The organism is Pseudomonas sp. B3G-3 (genome assembly GCF_028640915.1).
Taxonomy (GTDB): Bacteria; Pseudomonadota; Gammaproteobacteria; order Pseudomonadales; family Pseudomonadaceae; genus Aquipseudomonas; species Aquipseudomonas chlororaphis_I.
The window spans coordinates 33,553-55,566 of sequence record NZ_JAQZAB010000060.1; the positions used below are offsets into that span (position 1 = coordinate 33,553).

Below are 22,014 nucleotides of genomic sequence, written 5' to 3' on the forward strand. Positions count from 1 at the left end.
GTGCCATCAACCCGTGACCTCCCGCAGAAACCGGATTTCCACCCAACAAAGGACTGACCCCTTGTTCAACCTCACACGCCCGTTCGCCGTGCTTTTGGCCCTCACCCTCTCGCTTGATGCTGTCGCACTGTCCCTTCATTCGGAAAAACGCGCAGATGGCACAACCGTGCTGCAGCTCACCAATGCCCCCGCGCCGGCACGACCACCGCAACTCAATGAAGACCCGGCGGTGCGCGCGGCCCTGATCGACTTCATCGGCTACGCCACCGGCAGCTTCACCAGCGACGGCTCCATGATCGTGACGCAAGTACTGGATTCCCTCGACTCAGAGTTCTCGACGTTCGAGAAAGGTGTACCTGCCGGACGCAAAATGCTCACGGCCATGGATCATGGTCACGGCTTTGAACGCGCCGCGCTGCTGTTGGACGACAAGGGGCAGTTGCTCACCGTTGGGCTGGTGAATGGGCACTGCACCGTCAAATCCAGGGACGAAACCTTGTCCTGCAATCCGGCACCGGAAACCGTGCTGACCATCTTCCAGGCCAAAGACGCCAAGAAGAGTGACGCCGAGCCGATCATTGCCTGGAGCAAAGAGTTGCCGCCAATGGTCGCGTCTTGGGCCGAAAGTGAAGATCCCGAAACCCGTGCCCGGGCGCAAAAGATCGCCACCGTTGAATACATCACCACTGCACCGGAAAAAGACTCCTGGAACGCCTCACAACTGCCTGCCGACTTCCCGAAGGCGATGCTCGGGTTGCTACCTAAAAACTCCCACTTGGTGGGCGCAGGCGTCGATGGTTTCTTCATCACACCAGGCCTGAAAGGCGCGCCGATTTACGGCGACTACGACGAGATAGCGGGCAGGCCCCGGCATGATTTCGAGGTGCTATTGAAAACCTACGCGCCGTTCCCCGAGGTCGTGAAGTTCTACCAGGAACAGGCAAAAGGCGCCGAGTTACGCGCAAACGATGAAAAAGCCCTGATTGACGGTGTGGCGGGCGGCGGTACTTACAAGATCGAGATCAAGGATGAAGAGGAAGAAGGAACATCCATCACGTTCTCCGGCTGGAGAAAAGAAGTCTGAAAGTCCTTAGTTGAACCCGCACAACAACAGGGGCGAGTTATTCAAAGTAGAACGACGTGCCCCCTGTTTGACCGAAAGAAGATTGACGGTAGTTTCGTGCCGAATACAAACGGCAGGAAAAAGCACACTGTTACCAAATCCGAAATGATTCATGTCACTAAAAGCGCTTTCTCTCCAAGAGGAGGCGCTTTATCCTTACGCCCCCAACGCTGAATCGTTTTTTTTCCTTAAAACAGTGGCTACCGCTTGCGACCCCTGAGGTTCGCAACGCGCGATACCCCCTGTTTTTCTGACCTCTTATAAAAAGCCCTTACCTGACAACTTATGCCTAATTTCAAGCCCCTCAAAGACAGCGCTGTCTTGCACCCTACTGCCAGCCAGAAAGCCATGACCCTGCTCAGCGCCTTCGGCCTGGCCACTTGCGCCCAGGCCGCGCCGGCCTTCGACAGCGAGTCCCCCTGGATGCTCGGCGACTGGAACGGCAACCGCACCGAGCTGGCGAAAAAAGGCTACGACTTCAAGATCGACTTCGTCGGCGAAATGGGCGCCAACCTGCATGGCGGTTACGACCATGACCGCACCGCACGCTTCAGCGACCAGTTCGCCTTCGGCAGCCACCTGGACCTGGGCAAGATCCTCGGCTGGAACGATGCCGAGTTCCAACTGACCATCACCAAGCGTGACGGCGACAACATCAGCAACGACCGCATCAACGACCCGCGGGTCGGCGGCTTCACCTCGGCCCAGGAAGTCTGGGGCCGCGGCCAGACCTGGCGCCTGACGCAGATGTGGTACCAGCAGAAATTCTTCGACCAGAAACTCGATATCAAGGTCGGCCGGTTCGGCCAGGGCGAAGACTTCAACAGCTTCCCCTGCGACTTCCAGAACCTGGCGTTCTGTGGCTCCCAGGTCGGCAACTGGGCCGGTAGCGTCTGGTACAACTGGCCGGTCAGCCAGTGGGCGCTGCGGGTCAAGTATCACCTGACGCCTGAGCTCTACGCGCAGATCGGCGCCTATGAGCAGAACCCGTCCAACCTCGAACGCGGCAACGGCTTCAAGCTCAGCGGCAGCGGCACCCAGGGCACCCTGCTGCCGGTGGAGCTGGTGTGGACGCCGAAGCTCAACGGGCTGCCGGGTGAATACCGCGCCGGTTACTACTACAGCAGCGCCAAGGCCACTGACGTGTACAAGGACAGCAACGGCCAGCCGGCGGCCTTGAGCGGCGAGGCCTATCGCAGCAGTTCGAGCAAGCACGGCCTGTGGCTGGGCGCGCAACAGCAGATCACCAGCCTGGCCAGCGACCACTCGCGCGGCTTGAGCCTGTTCGCCAACGCGACGATGCACGACAAGAAGACCAACGCCATCGACAACTATGTCCAGGCCGGCCTGGTCTACAAGGGCCTGTTCGATGCGCGCGCCAAGGACGACATCGGTTTCGCCATGGCCCGGGTCCACGTCAACCCGGCCTACCGCAAGAACGCCGAAGCGACCAACCAGGCCAACCTCATCCAGGACTACGACAACCCGGCCTACCTGCCGCCCCAGGACACCGAATACAGCGCCGAGCTGTACTACGGCGTGCACGTCACCAACTGGCTGACCGTGCGCCCGAACCTGCAATACATCCGCCACCCGGGTGGCGTGGACAAGGTCGACGACGCACTGATCGGCGGGATCAAGATCCAGAGCTCGTTCTGATAAGCCCTGGGGCTCGCCCAATCTGAATAAAACTGTTTTTCCCAAACACTGCTGAACCATGCCCGCGCCTGATCGTCATCTACAGTGAACAAGCGCGGGACTACCTTAAACGTCACGGAGAACCACACTATGAGCACTGATGGTGCTTCAAGTCCGAGCCGCCTGCTGCCGAGCCTGCTCGGTATCTTGCTGCTGCTAATGGGCCTGGCCATGTTGGCCGGGGGGATCAAGCTGAGCATGCTCGGCGGCTCGCTGTACTACCTGTTGGCCGGTATCGGCCTGATCGTCAGCGGCGTGCTGCTGCTGGCGGGGCGTAGTTCCGCGCTGCTCGTCTACGGGGTGGTGCTGTTCTTAAGCTCCGTCTGGGCACTGTGGGAAGTCGGCCTGGACTGGTGGCAACTGGTGCCACGCCTGTCGCTGTTCTTTGCCCTGGGTGTGGTTCTGCTGCTGCCATGGTTCCGTCGTCCGCTGCTGCGCAACGGCCCGGCGCCGCTGGGTACCGCGGTACTGGGCGTGGCCGTGGTCCTGGCCGGCGGTGCCGCGATCAACAGCCAGTTCACCAACCCGGGCGAGATCTCGGGCGAACTGGGCCGTGAAAGCGCCGAAACCACCAGCGCCGCGCCGACCATGCCCGAAGGCGACTGGCGGGCGTATGGCCGCACCGAGTTCGGCGACCGCTACTCGCCGCTGACCCAGATCACCCCGGCCAACATCGGCAAGCTGCAGGAAGCCTGGCGCATCCGCACCGGCGACATGCCGACCGCCAAGGACCCGGTGGAAATCACCAACCAGAACACCCCGCTGAAGGTCAACGGCATGCTCTATGCCTGCACCGCCCACAGCCAGGTGCTGGCGCTGGACCCGGACACCGGCAAGGAGATCTGGCGTTTCGACCCGAAAATCCAGGGCCCGAACGGCGACGACTTCCGTGGCTGGGCGCACATGACCTGCCGCGGCGTGTCGTACTACGACGAAGCCAACTTCAACAAGTCCGACGCCATCAGCACCCCGGCCAGCCTCTCGGCCGCCGGCCAGGCCATCGCCGCCAGCTGCCCGCGTCGCCTGTTCCTGCCGACCGCCGACGCACGCCTGATCGCGATCAACGCCGACACCGGCAAGGTCTGCGAAGACTTCGGCAACAAAGGCGCGGTGGACCTCAAGGCCGGTATCGGCCCGTTCACCCCGGGCGGCTACTACTCGACGTCGCCGGCCGCCATCACCCGTAACCTGGTGATCATCGGCGGCCACGTGACCGACAACGAGTCGACCAACGAACCGTCCGGCGTGATCCGCGCCTTCGACGTGCACGACGGTCACCTGGTGTGGAACTGGGACGCCGGCAACCCCGACGTAACCACTCCGCTGCCGGAAGGCCAGACCTACACCCGCAACTCGCCGAACATGTGGTCCCTGGCCAGCGTCGACGAGAAGCTGGGCCTGGTCTATCTGCCGCTGGGCAACCAGATGCCTGACCAGTGGGGCGGCAACCGCACCGCGGGCGCCGAGAAATTCAGCGCCGGCACTGTGGCCCTGGACATCGACACCGGCAAGCTGCGCTGGAACTACCAGTTCACCCACCATGACCTGTGGGACATGGACGTGGGCAGCCAGCCGACCCTGGTGGACATGAAGACCGCGGACGGCATCAAGCCGGCGCTGATCCAGCCGACCAAGCAAGGCAGCCTGTACGTGCTGGACCGTCGCGACGGCACCCCGATCGTGCCGATCCAGGAAGTACCGGCTCCGGCCGGTGCGGTCGAAGGCGACCACACCGCGCCGACCCAGGCCCGTTCGGACCTGAACCTGCTGCCACCGCCGCTGGAAGAAAAAGGCATGTGGGGCGCCACGCCGTTCGACCAGATGCTGTGCCGTATCCAGTTCAAGGAACTGCGCTACGAAGGCCAGTACACCCCGCCGTCGATCCAGGGCAGCCTGATCTACCCGGGTAACGTCGGTGTGTTCAACTGGGGCAGCGTATCGATCGACCCGGTCCGTCACCTGCTGTTCACCAGCCCGAACTACATGGCCTTCGTTTCCAAGCTGGTGCCGCGCGCCGAAGTCGCCGCCGGCAGCAAGCGCGAAAGCGAAACCTCCGGTGTGCAACCCAACACCGGCGCGCCGTACGCGGTGATCATGCATCCGTTCATGTCGCCGTTCGGCGTACCTTGCCAGGCCCCGGCCTGGGGCTACGTGGCCGGTATCGACCTGACCACCAACAAAGTGGTGTGGAAGCACAAGAACGGCACCAGCCGCGACAGCTCGCCAGTACCGATCGGCCTGCCCATCGGCGTGCCAAGCATGGGCGGCTCGATGGTTACTGCCGGCGGCGTGGGCTTCCTCAGCGGTACCCTGGACCAGTACATCCGCGGTTATGACGTGAACAACGGCAAGGAACTGTGGAAATCCCGCCTGCCAGCAGGCGGCCAGGCCACGCCGATGAGCTACACCGGCAAGGATGGCAAACAGTACGTGCTGGTGGTCGTGGGTGGCCACGGCTCGCTGGGCACCAAGATGGGCGACTACATCATCGCCTACAAACTGTCGGAATAAGCGTTACCGGCGGTGAATGAAAAGGCGGCTACCTGCGGGTAGCCGCCTTTTTTTGTGGATGGCGTTTGGGGGAGTTTCTTCAGCCTTTCATTTTTGTGTTGCCTGGCCTGACGTCATCGCGAGCAAGCTTCGCTCCTACAGAAGCAGGATCGCCGCATTCCGCTTTACGCTTCCGTAGGAGCGAGGCTTGCCCGCGATAAGGCCCGCCAGGCAACAGAGATCCATGTAGCCGCTGCCGAGCCCGCGAGGCTGCGATCGTCTGCGCAGCAGACGCAAGGGCGGTATCCCCCATTTGCCTGATACACCGCGTTGCCTGGTTTGGCGTCCGCTTCGCGGCCGATCGCAGCCTCGCGGGCTCGGCAGCGGCTACAGGCCAATGTTGATCCGAGATCGGTGTTGCGCCAAACGATGATCGAACGTGCAGTCACGGTTCTTGTAGCCGCTGCCGCAGGCTGCGATCGACCGGCACGGTCGCGGCGTTCTGGAGGCCTCTGGAAGTTCGGCGGAAGATCGGGAACCAAGGCCCTGCGGGCCTTATCGCAGCCTCGCGGGCTCGGCAGCGGCTACAGGCCAATGTTGATCCGAGATGGGGGTGACAGTGGCAACAGCGAAAATTCCTACAGCACGCGTCGACTCCCATCACCTTGTCCCACCGAGCCCCGGACTCTATGGTTTGGCCTGTCACTGCAAACTCAGTGACAGGGTGTGGAAGCCCTTATATCGTTAGGCGCGCAAAGCAACGTGAGTCAGGCGTTTTTCGCCTGCACTTTATGGCGGCTGTGCGTGGGGCACTCTCGAGTGCGCCGGGTGCCTAACGTCCCGGTCTTCCACACCTGCGTACAGCCGCCACCTGATTACGTGGAAGTGATTTCTGGCGACTCCGACTCATACGTTAGGAACAGACCAATGAAAAAACTCACTCCCGATCCACCCGCGATCCTCGACGACACCAAACCCCGCCGCTACATGGCCCTGACCAGCAACGACTGCACCATCCCCGCCTTGCTGATCGACACCGAGGCGCCGCTGGATGTGTTGCACGAAGCCGCCGCCCACCGCATCCGTGCGGCGATCCAGCTGCTGGAAAACATCGCCAGCGACGCCAACCTGCACAGCAACCCGGCACTGCTCCAGGATTTCGCCCAGCTCTGCGTCATCCCCCTGCGCGATGGCTGCGACCTGCTGGACGTACTCGGCCGGCGCCTGCAGGAACAACTGCTGAGCTGAACCTCGATCCGGGGCCGGCGGCCGCCAGCCGGCCCTGCGCCGACACTATCCTCAACCCGGCCATTGCAAAGGGACATTAGCCCATCTGTGCTAATCGACCCTCCCCTACCCCGGCGATATAGTGCCAACCACTCACTCGCCCTTCTCAACACCGCCGCTCTGCGGTGTCGGGGTCGGCTGCGCCGTAGAAAACACAACAACGCCAAGGAAGAATCACCATGAACCTCCACCCCACTGCTCGCCCCCTCGCCCTGCTCAGCCTCCTGGCACTCGCCCTGGGCGGTTGCGCCATTGCCAAACCCAGCAACGACGACCTCAAGAACCGCGCCCAGACCACCCTCGGCAAACCCGTGACCACGGTCTCCAATGTGCGTAGCGACGCGTCCCAGACCTACTTCACCGCCAGCACCAGCAACGGCGAATACAATTGCGTATTGCCCAGTGGCGGCATGGTCGCCTTCGCCTCCATGGGCGGCGTCGTAGCGCTCCCCGCCGAGTGCACCAAGCAGTAAGCCGCGGCCCATCGTCGATGGTTCATGGCGACCACTTCACACTGTGAAACAGGGCCTGCGGATGTCCGGCCACAGCACCCGGAGCGGCCACGCGGCGCTGCTCAGCTGGAAATCCGCGACTTCAACAGCCAGGCCTCGAAGGCCGCGGCGCTGAGCGGCCGGCTGATCAGGTAGCCCTGGGCCGTGTCGCAGTGCCAGCGCTCCAGCAGGCGCAGGCTGCGTTCCTGCTCCACCCCTTCGGCCACCACCTTGAGCCCCAGGTTGTGGCTCATCTCGATGGTGGAGCGCACGATCACCGCGTCGCCGCTGGTTTCGTCGAGGTTGCGGATAAACGACTGGTCGATCTTCAACTCCTGCACCGGCAGCCGCTGCAATTGCGCCAGCGACGAATAGCCGGTGCCGAAGTCGTCCACCGACAGGCTGATGCCGCAGTCGCGCAGGCTCTGCAACACCTCCAGCGCCTGCTCCGGGTGGCGCATGATGGCGCTCTCGGTGATCTCGAAAATCAGCTGCTCGGCGGACAGTCGATAACGTTGCAGCAACACGCTCACCCGCGCCGCCAGGTCGTGGCCATGCAGATCGTCCGCCGAGATGTTCAGCGACAACTGCAAATGCAGCCCACGCATGTTCCATTCGGCCAGTTGCCGCATGCCTTCCTCGATCACCCACAGGGTCAGGCTGTTCATGCTGCCGGTGCGCTCGGCCAGGGGGATGAACTCCGCCGGCGAGACCATGCCGAACTCCGGGTGCTGCCAGCGCAGCAAGGCTTCGGCCTGGTGCACATGGCCATGGCGCAGGTCGAGCTTGGGCTGGTACAGCAAGAACAGCTCGCCTTCCGCCGCGGCCCGGCGCAGGTCGCGGATCAGCCCGATCTGGCGCTGATGGGCCAGGTCGCGATCCTGCTGGTAGATCTGCAGGTAACCGGGCTGGGCGGCCGCGTCGTGGCGGGCGATGGCGGCGCGGCTGATCAGTTCTTCCGCCGACTGCCCGTCGGTGGGATAGACCGCCACGCCGATGCACACCTGGCGCTGCACTTCATCGCCATGGATGGTCTGCGGCCGGCTCAATAGCGCGTGGAGCCGATCGGCCATGGCCACCGCGCCATCGATCTCGGTGTTTTCCAGCAGCAACAGGAACTCATTGGCGGTGATCCGTGCCGCGGTGTCCCCGGTGGACACCGTCTCCGACAGCCGCCGGCTGACTTCGCGCATCATCTGCTCCACCCCTTCCGGGCCCAGGCCTTCGTTGATCGCCCGATAGTCCTCGATACCCAGGTACAGCAGCACCACCTTGCGCCCGGCGCTGATGGCATTGCTCAGGCGCTCCATGGCCAGCGCCCGGTTGGGCAGGCCGGTCAAGGGATCGTGCAGGGCGTTGTGGGCCAGTTGCAGCTCGCGGCTGGCAATCCCGCTCTGCATGGCGTTGATCGCCTCGGCCAGCAAACCGAACTCGTCGGTGCGCTTGAGCACCACCGGCACCTGGTAGTTGCCGGTGCCGATGCGTTGGGCAGCCTCGGCCAGCACATTCAGCGGCCGCGACACCCGCCGCGCCATGAACAGGGCGCCGGCCAGCGACACCACCAGTGCTGCCAGGGCGATCGCCAGGAATTCCCGGTCCAGCGGCGCGAAAGCCTGCAAGGCGTGATCCAGCGGGCTTTGCAGCAACGCCAGAACCTGGGGGTCGTCGGGATCGTCGGTGTTGGCCAGTTGCAAGGCCTGATTGAGGAAGCGCTTGCCGTGGGCATCGCTCAACTGCGGTAGCGCGCGCCAGGACGAGTTGCGCAGGGTGGTGATGATGGTGGCCCAGAAAATGTCCGGCTGAGTGCTGAACAGTTCCCCGGCGCGCCCGTCCTGCAGAGTGAGGAAAGACACTTCCAGGTTGCTCATGGAGCGCAGTTCGCTGGCGAACAGGTCGTCCATGCGAAACGCCATGACCACCCGGTTCATGTGCATCGGCGTCAGCACCTGCCCCTGGACCAGCAGATAAGGCTGGCCCTTGAGCGCGACGATCAACATGCTTTTGTTCTGCCGCAGGGCCATGCGCAGCGCGCGGTCGTAAGGGAAATGCTCGTGCTCGGTGATCGCCCCCAGGGTGCTGGCGATCACCGTGCCTTCGGCGCCGAGCACGAACAGCTCGCTGCCACGGGTGCCAGTGCCATGCTGGCGCAGCGCCTCGAGAATCTGCTGCGAGTCGCCGCTGATCACCGCCTGGCGAAACTGCGCATCCACCACCAGCCAGTCCACGCCATAACGCAAGCGCCGGCCGCGCAGTTCGAGCAGGCGTTCGAAGACCCGGGTGCCGGTTTGCAGCTGCACTTGCGCCTGGTTTTCCACTGCATGGTTGGTCGCGGCCTTGACGGCGAAGTACACCACCCCGATCACGATCAACAGCAACAACGCCAATACCCCAGTGATCCTTACCTGGAACGTATGGCGCCACTTCATGAGCCGGCTCTCGTCGCCGCGACCTCACTGTTGTCGACTCTGCACACCCACGGCGACACCCGCCGCTCCCCGCTGAAAAGTCCCTTGATCATTACGCGTCCCTCTGGGCAGCTAAAGATGCGTCAAATAAATGCCATTTCCCTGACAGCATTTAATCGGTCCAGATTAGACCGCCAAGACAAGAAGATCACGCAATAAAATCAGGGGGTTTACAATGTCATTTTTCTGTCGCCGCCAATTTACCAGCGTTCCTGCGCAGAAATGACAGCCTCGCCCTCGCCGTTTTGGAGGATGCACCGCGTCGCGGCGACAAGGACTGAAATAATTGATCCGGCCCGCCCGCCATTGAAACCGCTCGTCACCTGCCCCATCTAACCTGGCATACCCCATTGCGCAGGTGCCCCATGAGCGACCAGCAAGAACTTCCTGAAACCATGAGTGAATACGCCGACCCGGAAAACGCCGAACTCCATACATCCTCCGGCAAGGGTCTGGCCCTGCCCGGGCAGAATCTGCCGGACAAGGTCTACATCATCCCGATCCACAATCGGCCGTTCTTCCCCGCGCAAGTCTTGCCGGTGATCGTCAACGAAGAACCCTGGGCCGAAACCCTGGAATTGGTGAGCAAGTCCGAACACCATTCGCTGGCGCTGTTCTTCATGGACACCCCACCGGAAGACCCACGGCATTTCGACACCTCGGCCCTGCCGCTGTACGGCACCCTGGTCAAGGTGCACCACGCCAGCCGCGAAAACGGCAAGTTGCAGTTCGTGGCCCAGGGCCTGACCCGCGTGCGCATCCGCACCTGGCTCAAGCACCATCGCCCGCCGTACCTGGTGGAGGTCGAGTACCCGCATCAGCCGAGCGAGCCGACCGACGAGGTCAAGGCCTACGGCATGGCGCTGATCAATGCGATCAAGGAACTGCTGCCGCTCAACCCGCTGTACAGCGAAGAGCTGAAGAACTACCTCAACCGCTTCAGCCCCAACGACCCGTCGCCGCTGACCGACTTCGCCGCCGCGCTGACCTCGGCCACCGGCAACGAACTGCAGGAAGTGCTGGACTGCGTACCGATGCTCAAGCGCATGGAAAAAGTCCTGCCGATGCTGCGCAAGGAAGTCGAGGTCGCGCGCCTGCAGAAAGAGATTTCCGCCGAGGTCAATCGCAAGATCGGCGAGCATCAGCGCGAGTTCTTCCTCAAGGAACAGCTCAAGGTCATCCAGCAGGAGCTGGGTCTGACCAAGGACGATCGCAGCGCCGACATCGAGCAGTTCGAGCAGCGCCTGGCAGGCAAGGTCCTGCCGCCCCAGGCCCAGAAGCGCATCGTGGAAGAGATGAACAAACTGTCGATCCTCGAGACCGGCTCGCCGGAGTACGCGGTCACCCGCAACTACCTGGAATGGGCCACCGCGGTGCCCTGGGGCGTGTACGGCGAGGACAAGCTCGACCTCAAGCATGCGCGCAAGGTGCTGGACCAGCATCACGCCGGGCTCGACGACATCAAGAGCCGGATCCTCGAATTCCTCGCGGTCGGCGCCTACAAGGGCGAGATCAGCGGTTCCATCGTACTGCTGGTGGGCCCGCCCGGCGTGGGCAAGACCAGCGTCGGCAAGTCCATCGCCGAGTCCCTGGGCCGGCCGTTCTACCGCTTCAGCGTCGGCGGCATGCGTGACGAGGCCGAGATCAAGGGCCACCGTCGCACCTACATCGGCGCCCTGCCGGGCAAGCTGGTGCAGGCGTTGAAAGACGTCGAAGTGATGAACCCGGTGATCATGCTCGACGAGATCGACAAGATGGGCCAGAGCTACCAGGGCGACCCGGCCTCGGCGCTGCTGGAAACCCTCGACCCGGAACAGAACGTGGAATTTCTCGACCACTACCTGGACCTGCGCCTGGACCTGTCGAAAGTGCTGTTCGTGTGCACCGCCAATACCCTGGATTCGATTCCCGGCCCGTTGCTGGACCGGATGGAAGTGATTCGCCTGTCGGGCTACATCACCGAGGAAAAGCTGGCCATCGCCAAGCGCCACCTGTGGCCCAAGCAGCTGGAAAAGGCCGGGGTGTCCAAGGCCCACCTGAGTATCAGCGACGCCGCCCTGCGCGCGGTGATCGATGGTTACGCCCGCGAGGCCGGGGTGCGCCAGCTGGAAAAACAGCTGGGCAAACTGGTGCGCAAGGCCGTGGTGCGGCTGCTGGAAGATCCGGATGCGGTGATCAAGCTCGGCACCAAGGACCTGGAAGCCTCCCTGGGCATGCCGGTGTTCCGCAACGAGCAGGTGCTCAGCGGCACCGGGGTGATCACCGGCCTGGCCTGGACCAGCCTGGGCGGCGCCACGCTGCCGATCGAAGCCACGCGGATTCATACCCTCAACCGTGGTTTCAAGCTCACCGGGCAACTGGGGGATGTGATGAAGGAGTCGGCGGAAATCGCCTACAGCTACGTCACCTCGCACCTCAAGCAGTTCGGTGGCGATGCGAAGTTCTTCGACGAGGCGTTCGTCCACCTGCACGTGCCGGAAGGCGCCACGCCGAAGGATGGCCCGAGCGCCGGGGTGACCATGGCCAGCGCCCTGCTGTCCCTGGCGCGTAACCAGCCGCCGAAAAAGGGCGTGGCCATGACCGGCGAGCTGACCCTGACCGGGCATGTCCTGCCCATCGGCGGGGTGCGCGAGAAAGTCATCGCGGCGCGCCGGCAGAAGCTCTACGAGCTGATCCTGCCGGAAGCCAACCGCGGCCACTTCGAAGAGCTGCCGGACTACCTCAAGGAAGGCATCACCGTGCACTTCGCCAAGCGTTTCGCCGATGTGGCGAAAGTGCTGTTCTAAACGCAGACCTGTAGGAGCGGAGCTTGCTCGCGATAGCCGCACAGCGGCGGTGTATCCGCCGCCCAGCGCTATCCTTGATGGCTTATCGCGAGCAAGCTCGCTCCTACAACGTCTCGCCTACCCCACCACAGATTCCCCCATCTTCGGTTATGCTCGCCCTTTGTCATGACCGGAGCTTTCTGACCCATGTCACCGATTCGTCTGTTGCTACCCCTCAGCCTTGCCCTGCTCGCCGCCTGCGCCAGCCAACCCAAGCAAAACGTCACGGTCGAGAACCAGAGCGAATGCCCAGTGCAACTGAGCAACGGGCAAAACCTGATCCTGACCCTGCCGAGCAACCCGACCACGGGTTATCGCTGGGCGATCCAGGACTCGGCCGGCGGCGTGCTGCGCAAAGTCAGCCCCGAGGTCTACAGCAATCCCGAAGACAGCGGCCTGGTGGGCAGCGCCGGCCAGTCCACCTGGCGCTTCCAGGCTTTTGCCGCCGGCACCGGGCGCCTGCTGCTGACCTATCAGCAACCCTGGGCCCCGGAAGTCGCACCGGTGAAAGCCTTCGACTGCGCCATTTCGGTCAAGTGACATGGGCTGGCTGATCCTGGCGCTGATGGGCGCGGCGACCTTCCTCTACGGCCTGAGCATCCACGCCACCCTGTTGTGCCTGCTGGTCAAGCCGCTGCCGGTGCTGGCCCTGCTCGGCTGGCTGCACGATGCACCTCCCGGCGACTATCGCCGCTGGATCAGCCTCGGCCTGTTGTTCTCCCTGCTCGGCGACGTGCTGCTGGCCTGGCCCGCCGACCTGTTCGTGTTCGGCCTCGGCGCCTTCCTGGTCGCGCACCTGGCCTATCTCAAGGCCTATACCAGCGATTGCCGGCGCCTGGCGCCCGTCCCCCTGCTGCTGGCCCTGGTCGCCGGCGCGGCGTTGCTGGGCCTTCTGATCAGCCATGGCCTGGGCCCGTTGCTGGTGCCGGTGATCGTCTACGGCCTGGTCATCAGTGCCATGCTCTGGCGCGCCCTGGCCCGCCTGGGCAGCGACGTGCCCAAGCGCTCGGCGCAACTGGCCGCCGCCGGCGCCGTGGCCTTCGTGTTCTCCGACAGCGTGATCGGCATCAGCCGTTTTGTGGTGGCCTTCGATGCCGCGCCCTACCTGATCATCCTCAGTTACTGGCTGGGGCAATGGGGGATCGCGGCCTCGGCCTTCAGCCAGAAGCCCCGCTGAGCCTATAGCCCTGTAGCCCTGTAGCCCTGTAGCCCTGTAGCCCTGTAGCCGCTGCCGAGCTTGCGAGGCTGCGATCGGTCTGGGCGGCATTCCGACGAAGCGGCCGTAAAACCGGCCACCGCGGTCCTTCAGATAAACTCCATGCACAGGCCTTGCGAGGACTGCGTCCTCATGCGCAGCCTCGCGGGCTCGGCAGCGGCTACAGGGTCACAGGTGGGGCATCCACCTTGTGTCGCCCTTACGGCCCCAAAGGCCCTTCGGGCCTTATCGCAGCCTGCGGCAGCGGCTACAATGCCGGCCCTCTTTCTATCTCCACCGCTGGAACCGCCGTGAGCAAAGAACCCGACCGCCTTTTCGCCCAGCCCCTGGCCCAGGTGCCCGACTTCGCCTTCAACGAAGACGTGGTGCGGGTGTTCCCGGACATGATCAAGCGCTCGGTGCCGGGTTACCCGACCATTGTCGAGAACCTCGGCGTGCTCGCCGCCCAGTTCGCCCAACCCAACAGCGTGCTCTACGACCTGGGCTCGTCCCTCGGCGCCGTGACCCAGGCCCTGCGCCGCCATGTGCGCACCGACGGCTGCCGGGTGATCGCGGTGGATAACTCGGCGGCCATGGTCGAGCGCTGCCGCGAGTACCTCAACGGCCAGGACTCGATGTTCCAGGAGCTGCTGCCGGTCGAAGTGATCGAAGGCGACATCCTCGCCCTGGAGTTCCAGCCGGCCTCGGTGGTGGCGCTGAACTTCACCCTGCAGTTCATCGCCCCCGAACAGCGCCTGGCCCTGCTCGGGCGTATTCGCCAGGCGCTGCTGCCCGGTGGCGCGCTGATCCTCTCGGAGAAGCTGCGCTTCAATGACCCCGAGGAGCATGCGCTGCTCACCGACCTGCACATCGCTTTCAAGCGCGCCAACGGCTACAGCGAACTGGAAATCGCCCAGAAACGCAGCGCCATCGAAAACGTCATGAAGCCCGACAGCCTCGAAGAACACCGCGAACGCCTGCTGGCCGCCGGGTTCTCGAAAGTCGTGCCGTGGTTCCAGTGTCTTAACTTTGCCTCGTTGATTGCCTTGCCATGATCGATCTGTCCCCCCTCGCCCGCCGCCTGGCCGGTACGCCGCTGGCCGACTGGGCCAACACCCTGCAAGCGCAACTCGACACCAAGATGGAAAAGGGCCACGGCGACCTGGAGCGCTGGCAGAGCGCGCTGGACGCGCTGCCGAAGATCCAGCCGAGCACCATCGACCTGCTCAATGGCCTGACCCTGGACACCGACTGCGACGACGCCACCCGCGCCCAGATGCGCAGCGCGCTGATGGGCCTGTCGCCCTGGCGCAAGGGCCCGTTCGACCTGTTCGGCGTGCATGTGGACACCGAATGGCGCTCGGACTGGAAGTGGTCGCGGGTCGCTCCGCACCTGAACCTGCAAGGCAAACGCATCCTCGATGTCGGCTGCGGCAACGGCTACTACATGTGGCGCATGCTCGGCGCCGGCGCCCACAGCGTGATCGGTGTCGACCCGAACTGGCTGTTCTTCTGCCAGTTCCAGGCGGTGCAGCGTTACCTGTCGGAGCCCGCGGTGTGGCACCTGCCGTTCCCCTTCGAAGACCTGCCGGCCAACCTGGAAGGCTTCGACACGGTGTTTTCCATGGGCGTGTTCTACCACCGCCGCTCGCCGATCGAGCATCTGCTGGCGCTCAAGGACTGCCTGGTCAAGGGCGGCGAACTGGTGCTGGAAACCCTGGTGGTGGAAGGCGACCAGCATCAGGTGCTGGTGCCGGAAGACCGCTATGCGCAGATGCGTAACGTGTGGTTCCTGCCGTCGGTGCCGGCCCTGGAACTCTGGCTGCGCCGCGCCGGCTTCAGCGATGTGCGTTGCGTGGATGTGAGCGTGACCAGTGTCGAGGAACAGCGTGGCACCGAGTGGATGAAGTACCAGTCGCTGAGCGACTTCCTCGACCCGAACGACCACAGCAAGACCATCGAAGGCCTGCCGGCGCCGATGCGCGCCGTTATCGTCGCCAGGAAATAAATGCCCCACACCGTGTAGGAGCGAGGCTTGCCCGCGATAGCGATTTCAAGCGTCACGCCAGGTTCGAGGTATGCATGGCCCGGGCTGGCGTCATCGCGAGCAAGCTTCGCTCCTACAGAAGAGGAAGGTGCTCAGTTGCGGCTGGCGCGGCGTGCCTTGAAGAACTCGCTCAACACCGCGCCGCACTCTTCGGCCAGCACCCCGCCCTCGACCAGCACTCGATGGTTGAGAAACCCCTGGCTGAAGAACTGCCCCTGGCTCTGCACGATGCCCGCCTTGGGCTCCAGCGCGCCGTACACCACCCGGGCGATACGCGAATGCACGATCAGCCCGGCGCACATGCTGCACGGTTCCAGAGTCACGTAGAGGGTGCTGCCGGGCAGGCGATAGTTGTCGACCGCCTGGGCCGCGGCGCGGATCGCAACCATTTCCGCGTGGGCGCTGGGATCGCTGCCGCTGATCGGGCAGTTGTAGCCGCGACCGATGATTTCCCCGTCCTGCACCAGCACCGCGCCCACCGGCACCTCGCCCAGGGCCGCGCCCTGGGCGGCCAGGGCCAGGGCTTCACGCATGAACTCCTGGTCGCGGCTGCGATCGATGATCCGGGCGGGGCGAATCTGCCGCATCAGGCCACCTCGATGGCGGCCATCAGGCCGGTTTCCATGTGGTCGATCACATGGCAATGGAACATCCACACCCCCGGGTTATCCGCCACCAGCGCCACCCGGGCACGCTCGTTCTTACCCAGCAGGTAGGTGTCGGTGAAGTACGGGGTGATCTTCTTGCGGTTCGAGGCGATGACCTTGAAGCTCATGCCGTGCAAGTGGATCGGGTGCTGGTACTGAGTCATGTTCTTCAATTCGAAAATGTAGCTCTGGCCCTTCTTGAGCGTGGCGATCGGGCGGTCGGCGCAGGTCTTGTCGGTGATGTCCCAGGCCTTGCCGTTGATCTGCCAGAGGCTCGGTGGCCTGCCATTGTCCACGTTCACCGAGACCGAGCCAACCCACTCGAAGTTGAAGTTGAGCTTCTCGGCGTTATCCAGGTCCGGCTCGGCGATCGGGTTGGCTGGCAACGCCGGCGGCCACTCGGTCGGCGCGTCGCTGTTGGCCACCGAACGCAAGGTGCCCAGGCGCACCGGGCCGTTGCGCAGCGACAGCTCTTCGCCGGCCGGCGGCGCCTTGATCGCCAGGCAGATGCGCATGCCCGGCCCCAGCCAGTATTCCTTGCCCAACGGCCTCGGCTCGATGGGGTTGCCGTCCAGGGCATAGATCTGCGCTTCGACACCGGGGATGTTGATGCGGTAGGTCAGGGTGTTGTCGAGGTTGAGCAGGCGCACGCGGGTGATCTGCCCGGCCGGGATCTCCACCACCCCCTGGGACACGCCGTTGATGGTCGACAGGCGCCCCGCCGTGCCACCACGCGCCGCCTCGCGGGGGATGCTGAACGGCACGAAGGCGCCGGCTTCATCCACATGCCAGCTTTTCAGGCTCAGGGTGCGTTCGTACTTGAAGCCGGTGGGCTCGCGCTCTTCGATGATCAGCGGGCCGACCAGGCCGCGGCCCAGTTCTTCGCTGCTGTTGACGTGGGGGTGGTACCAGTAGCTGCCGGCATCCGGCACGCGGAACTTGTAGTCGAAGTACTCGCCCGGCATGACCGGCAATTGCGAGACGTAAGGTACGCCGTCCATTTCCAGCGGCAGGCGGATGCCGTGCCAGTGGATGGTGGTGGCCACCGGCAGGTGGTTGATGAAGCGCACCCGCAGCCACTCGCCCTGGCGCACCCGCAGCTCGGTGCCCGGCGCGGAAGGGCCGAAGGCCCAGGCTTCGGTCTTGTGGCCCGGCACCAGCTCGACGTCCAGCGGCGCGGCGATCAGTTGATAATCGTGGCCTGCCTCGGCGTCGGCCATCTTGCCCAGCCAGTAACGCGACGCGCCACCGGCGCCCACGCCAACCACTGCAAGACCGGCCAGACCACCGAGTATCTGTCGACGGGTAAAGGACATGGACTCAACTACCTCACGTATCCGCGGCGGGCCAGGACCCGCAAAAGGCGAATACGATACACCCGCAGTTGAGAAACAGTAAGGGCGGCGCGGCAAGCGGCCGCAGGTGGGTGGGGCCATGACATGTGAAGAAAAAAAGGCGCTGATCATTCGGACGCTATCGCGAGCAAGCTCGCTCCTACAGGGGAATATGCAGTCCTGTAGGAGCGAGCTTGCTCGCGATCGAGTGCGCAGCACTCGCATAAACCCAGGCTCGACAGCGGCTACGCAGATAACCCGACAAGCAGATGCACCACGCCTCCCGCCAGCGCCATCGTCCCGAGCACGCCAGCGCTGCGTAAGGCCACAACATCGAGCAAGGTCGGATCATGCAATTCCACCCGCACCCGGGTCAGGGCCACGCGCTGCTGGGTCTTGAGGTTATTCGCCCCGCCCAGGGCTGCCAATAGCTCTGGGCTCAGGACGGCATCGCCGGTGGGGCGGGCTGTGGTTTTCGGCTGGTCAGGCACCAGGTCCGGGGTCAGGGCTTTCCAGAACGCCCGCTGCAATTTCTCGAACATGTTCAGTTCTCCAGAACCAGTGAAGGGGCCAGCGTCGATTGCTGATGCTGGTGCAAGGCGTCGCGTACCTGCTCGGCGCTTTCCAGGCCGAGAATGCGTCCGGCAAGGGCCTGGCACTGGCTCAGCTCGACCTCGCGCACGCGGGCCTTGATCGCCGGAATCAACGGCACACTGACCGACAGTTCGTCCACCCCCAGCCCCAGCAGCAGCGGCACCGCCAGGGGTTCCGAAGCCAGCGCCCCGCAGACGCCGACCCACTTGCCGTGGGCATGGGCAGCCTTGACCGTGGAGGCGATCAGACGCAGCACCGCCGGATTGAAACTGTCGGCCTGGCTGGCCAGGCGCGGATGATCGCGGTCCATGGCCAGGGTGTACTGGGTCAGGTCGTTGGTGCCGATGGAGAAGAAATCCACCTCCGGCGCGAACAGGTCGGCCAGCAGCGCCGCCGACGGCACTTCGATCATGATCCCCAGCTTCGGCAACTCCTTGAGCCCCAGGGCCAGGGCTTCGTCCTCCAGCATCTGCCGCGCCTGCCGCAATTCCGCCAGCTGGGTGACCATCGGCAGCATGATGTGCAGGCGGGCCAGCCCCGCGCTGGCGAGGATCGCCCGGAACTGTTCGCGCAACAGCTGCGGGCGCTCCAGGCACAGGCGGATCCCGCGCATGCCGAGGAAGGGGTTGGCTTCAGGCTCCATCGGCACATAGGCCAGCGGTTTGTCGCCGCCGACATCCAGGGTCCGTACCACCAGGTTGCGCTCTGGCCCCAGAGCCCGGGCGATGGCGCTGTAGGTCGCGGCCTGTTCTTCATGGCTCGGGGCGACGCTGCGGTCCTGGTAAAGAAACTCCGAGCGCAGCAGGCCGACGCCCTCCCCGCCCAGGTCCATGGCTTGCTCGGCCTCGGCCAGCGAAGCGACGTTGGCCGTCACCTCGACATGATGGCCGTCGCGGGTCACCGCGGCCTCGGCGGCCTGTTCCAGCTCCTGGCGCTGGCGCTGCTGTTGCTGCTGACGCCGGGCCTGCAACTGCTCGATCACCGCCAGCTTCGGGTCCAGGTGCAATTCACCCTGGTCGGCATCCAGCAGCACCGGCGTGCCGCTGGCCAACGCCAGTACCTGTACCGGCAGGCCGCAGACCGCCGGCAAGCCCAGGGCCCGGGCCAGAATCGCCACATGGCTGGTGGCGCCGCCGCCGACCGTGGCAAACCCCAGCACCTTGCGGGTATCGAGGCCGGCGGTCTGGGACGGGGTGAGCTGCTCGGCAATCAGGATCGCCTGCTCCGGCAGGGCCCAGGCGCTGTCCTGCACGCCCAGCAGTAACTTGAGCACCCGCTGCCCGACATCCATCAGGTCCAGGGCGCGCTCGGCCAGCAACGGATTGCCCAGGCCCTTGAACAGCTCGGCGGTGGCCTCGGTGGCGCTGTTCCAGGCGAATGCCGCGCTTTTGCCGTCGGCGATCAGGGCATGGGCCTGCTCCAGCAGGCTCGGGTCTTCCAGCAGTTCCTGGTGAGCCTTGAATATCTCGCCCTGGGCGGTGCTGGCGGCCTTGTCCCGCAGGACTTGCAAGGCCTCGGTGGCCTGCGCCAGCGCCCGCTCCAGCAGCTCGCGTTGCACCGCCTGATCGGCGGCGAGTTCGATAATCTCGAGCTTCTGCTCGGCCACCTGCACCACCTGCCCGAAGGCCGATCCCGTCGAGGCGCAGACGCCCCGCAGCAACTTGCCCGATGGCGCGGCAACCGGCGCCACAGGTTTGGCGGCGATCACCGCGCTCACCGCCTCGCCACAACCACTCGCCAGCAACTCGGCCAGGGCCTTGATCGCCGCCTCGGCATCCGCGCCCGCCGCGCTGACTTGCAAGGCATCGCCCTGCGCGGTCTGCAACGCCATGATCGCCACCAGGGACTTGGCGTTGGCGCTGGCCTGCTGCTTGTGCAGGCAGATGCTCGCCTTGAAGCCCTTGGCCGCCTGGGCGAACACCGCCGCCGGGCGCGCATGCAGGCCATTGGGATTAGGCAGCGTCACGGGTTTGGAGAACAGCGCCTCGCCCTCCTCCTCGGGCTCTGTGCTTGGCGCAGGCTCGCCCAGGCTCAACTGCAACAGCGGCTGGCCACTGTCCACCAGTGCACTGTTCGCAGTCAGCCAGGTGAAGGGCTCGCCACTGACCACCAGCATCAGCGTCAACAGGCTGCGGGCATGCACGGCGATGTAGTCGGCATCGAACTCGATCAGCGGCTGCCCGGCCTCGACCCGTTGGCCCTCCTGCACCAGGCGGCTAAAGCCCTTGCCCGCCAGGTTCACCGTGTCCAGGCCGATGTGCATCAGCACCTGCACCCCGTTGTCGTCAGTGATGCTCACCGCATGGCCACTGTCCTGCACGTTGCTGACCACTCCGGCCAGCGGCGCGCGCAGGGTCTGCGAGGTCGGGTCGATGCACAGGCCGTCACCGATGACCCGGCTGGAGAACACCGGGTCCGGCACTTGCTCCAGGGGTATCAACAGCCCGGACAGCGGCGCGAGCAGTTGCAATTGTTGGGTTGTAGCCATGACTTCACCTGCTGTTTGTTCTTGTAAGTGCCGATGGAGCGCGAGCCCCGACAGCATCGCTTATTTCCACCAGTACTCGACCTGCAATCCGACGTTCGCACCATGCCTGGCCGTGCCGAAGGCGCCGGTATCGGACAACGCCGAGCCCGCCGCCAGCTCATTCGCCGCGCGCTTGGCGGCCTGGTTCCAGCTGGCATAGGTGTAGTACAGGCGCACCTCGGGGCGCGCCCAGAATTCCGGGCCCTTGGGCGACCAGGTCGGGGCGAAGGTGAACTTGCTGAGCTTGCGCGTGCCGCCGGGGGCCTCGACCTGGTCGTGGCCCAGTTCGGTGACCAGCTTGAACTGCTCGCTGATCGCATAGGCCGGGCGGATACCCAGGGAGATCCAGTTCTGGTCGTTACCGTCGGGGCGGATGTCTTTCTGGTAGATCGCTTCGACCTGCCCGCCAAAGCGCGGGGTCAGTTGCCAGTCGAAGAACTCCACCAGCCGGTAGCTCTTGTTGCTGTCGTCCAGTTGCACATTGCCGGTGTAACCCAGCCCGGTACCCGGGCCTTCGCCGTACTGCAACGCCAGCTTGTTCTTGCCGCCCAGGAAGTCCTTCTGCACGTGCTGGGCGGTGATCGCCCAACCCCGATGGGCGTCGCGGCTGTCGGGCTTGTCGATGTAGCTCAGGCCCAGCTCCAGCTCGCCGCCGGGGTTGGTCTTGAAACCGGCAACGTTGAAATCGTGCCGGTTGATGTAGTCCTTCTGGTACAGGTTGTCCTTGCGCGAGAAGGCGTAGCTGTATTTCAGGTCGCCGATCAGCACGTCCTCGATACCGCCGCCGGTGGCGCTCTGGTTCCAGTAGTAGAAGTCGGAGATATGGATGTCGTTACGCTTGTAGTAACGCCGGCCAGCCCACAGCGAGCCGCCATTGAGGCTGGGCATGTTCGACCACTGGGCATACATCTGCGGCATGCGCGCCGAGCCGTTGTCGCCCTGGAAAGTCAGGCTGCGGTCGTACTGGTTATAGAGCGACGCCATGGCGTCGACGCTGAATACCGAGCCGTCGTCCAGGGTGTAGAGGTCCTGGCGCAGTTCCAGCTCGGCGTACTGTTCGCACTCGTTGCCCAGGCGGTATTTGGACTGGGCGCCGGGCAGTTGGAAACACGACTGCGAGCTGCTGTTGACCGAGGTCCCGAGACCGCTGCGCAGGTAACCGGCGAACTCCAGGGCCTGGGCCGGGAACGGCAAGGCCAGGCAGACGCAAGAGGCTGCAAGGCCGCGATTTATTGTTGTTTTCATAAGCCACCCCATTATTTTTATTCTGTGTGTGCCCCGCAGGCGCCCC

At 64.3% G+C, this 22,014-nt stretch carries 16 protein-coding genes; 10 read left to right on the top strand and 6 right to left on the bottom strand.

Annotation, left to right across the window (positions count from 1 at the left end; genetic code table 11):
- Positions 1 to 61 precede the first annotated feature (61 nt).
- From PVZ80_RS02580 to PVZ80_RS02600, 5 genes are all read left to right on the top strand, one after another.
- Positions 62 to 1,084, top strand: a complete 1,023-nt coding sequence (locus PVZ80_RS02580; protein WP_016703465.1) for a hypothetical protein — start codon at positions 62 to 64, stop codon at positions 1,082 to 1,084.
- Between the two features lie 324 nt (positions 1,085 to 1,408).
- Positions 1,409 to 2,782 carry a carbohydrate porin gene (locus PVZ80_RS02585; RefSeq protein WP_009050605.1) on the top strand — a complete coding sequence of 458 codons (1,374 nt, stop codon included), beginning with the start codon at positions 1,409 to 1,411 and terminating at the stop codon, positions 2,780 to 2,782.
- 129 nt (positions 2,783 to 2,911) lie between these two features.
- The gene (locus tag PVZ80_RS02590; protein WP_273863397.1) at positions 2,912 to 5,332 is read left to right on the top strand and encodes a glucose/quinate/shikimate family membrane-bound PQQ-dependent dehydrogenase; all 2,421 of its coding nucleotides are present in this window, start codon (positions 2,912 to 2,914) and stop codon (positions 5,330 to 5,332) included.
- Positions 5,333 to 6,238: 906 nt separating this feature from the next.
- Positions 6,239 to 6,559, top strand: a complete 321-nt coding sequence (locus tag PVZ80_RS02595; RefSeq protein ID WP_041984323.1) for a hypothetical protein — start codon at positions 6,239 to 6,241, stop codon at positions 6,557 to 6,559.
- A gap of 218 nt (positions 6,560 to 6,777) precedes the next feature.
- Positions 6,778 to 7,071: a hypothetical protein gene (locus PVZ80_RS02600; RefSeq protein WP_009050608.1), complete on the top strand. Its 294-nt coding sequence runs from the start codon at positions 6,778 to 6,780 to the stop codon at positions 7,069 to 7,071.
- 101 nt (positions 7,072 to 7,172) lie between these two features.
- On the opposite strand, the gene PVZ80_RS02605 is transcribed toward PVZ80_RS02600, so the two are convergent.
- Positions 7,173 to 9,515: a putative bifunctional diguanylate cyclase/phosphodiesterase gene (locus PVZ80_RS02605; RefSeq protein WP_016703469.1), complete on the bottom strand. Its 2,343-nt coding sequence runs from the start codon at positions 9,513 to 9,515 to the stop codon at positions 7,173 to 7,175.
- Between the two features lie 404 nt (positions 9,516 to 9,919).
- Here PVZ80_RS02605 and lon point away from each other — a divergent pair, with 404 nt between their 5' ends.
- The 5 genes from lon to cmoB all read left to right on the top strand — a co-directional run bounded on the left by lon (position 9,920) and on the right by cmoB (position 15,582).
- Entirely contained in the window at positions 9,920 to 12,340 is a 2,421-nt protein-coding gene (gene lon, locus PVZ80_RS02610; RefSeq protein WP_009050610.1) for an endopeptidase La, read from the top strand.
- A 186-nt stretch (positions 12,341 to 12,526) separates the two neighbouring features.
- Positions 12,527 to 12,919, top strand: coding sequence for a protease inhibitor I42 family protein (locus tag PVZ80_RS02615; RefSeq protein WP_009050611.1), 393 nt, complete (start codon positions 12,527 to 12,529; stop codon positions 12,917 to 12,919).
- A 1-nt stretch (position 12,920) separates the two neighbouring features.
- Positions 12,921 to 13,556 (top strand): lysoplasmalogenase, encoded by a 636-nt coding sequence (locus tag PVZ80_RS02620; protein ID WP_016703470.1) that lies wholly within the window; start codon positions 12,921 to 12,923, stop codon positions 13,554 to 13,556.
- Between the two features lie 329 nt (positions 13,557 to 13,885).
- Entirely contained in the window at positions 13,886 to 14,629 is a 744-nt protein-coding gene (gene cmoA, locus PVZ80_RS02625; RefSeq protein ID WP_009050613.1) for a carboxy-S-adenosyl-L-methionine synthase CmoA, read from the top strand.
- Positions 14,626 to 15,582 carry a tRNA 5-methoxyuridine(34)/uridine 5-oxyacetic acid(34) synthase CmoB gene (gene cmoB, locus PVZ80_RS02630; protein ID WP_009050614.1) on the top strand — a complete coding sequence of 319 codons (957 nt, stop codon included), beginning with the start codon at positions 14,626 to 14,628 and terminating at the stop codon, positions 15,580 to 15,582. The genes cmoA and cmoB overlap by 4 nt, the downstream gene beginning before the upstream one ends.
- Positions 15,583 to 15,713: 131 nt before the next feature.
- Here the strand turns inward: cmoB and tadA are convergent, their stop codons facing one another.
- The 5 genes from tadA to PVZ80_RS02655 all read right to left on the bottom strand — a co-directional run bounded on the left by tadA (position 15,714) and on the right by PVZ80_RS02655 (position 21,968).
- Entirely contained in the window at positions 15,714 to 16,208 is a 495-nt protein-coding gene (gene tadA / locus PVZ80_RS02635) for a tRNA adenosine(34) deaminase TadA (RefSeq protein ID WP_009050615.1), read from the bottom strand.
- Complete coding sequence (locus PVZ80_RS02640) at positions 16,208 to 17,584, bottom strand: multicopper oxidase family protein (protein WP_257372789.1); 1,377 nt, start codon at positions 17,582 to 17,584, stop codon at positions 16,208 to 16,210. The genes tadA and PVZ80_RS02640 overlap by 1 nt, the downstream gene beginning before the upstream one ends.
- Before the next feature lie 263 nt (positions 17,585 to 17,847).
- A complete protein-coding gene (locus PVZ80_RS02645) occupies positions 17,848 to 18,144 on the bottom strand; it encodes a PTS transporter subunit EIIB (protein WP_016703473.1) in 297 nt (98 codons plus the stop codon).
- A 2-nt stretch (positions 18,145 to 18,146) separates the two neighbouring features.
- The gene (gene ptsP, locus PVZ80_RS02650; protein ID WP_273863398.1) at positions 18,147 to 20,684 is read right to left on the bottom strand and encodes a phosphoenolpyruvate--protein phosphotransferase; all 2,538 of its coding nucleotides are present in this window, start codon (positions 20,682 to 20,684) and stop codon (positions 18,147 to 18,149) included.
- A 60-nt stretch (positions 20,685 to 20,744) separates the two neighbouring features.
- A complete protein-coding gene (locus tag PVZ80_RS02655) occupies positions 20,745 to 21,968 on the bottom strand; it encodes a maltoporin (protein ID WP_028683311.1) in 1,224 nt (407 codons plus the stop codon).
- Positions 21,969 to 22,014 lie beyond the last annotated feature (46 nt).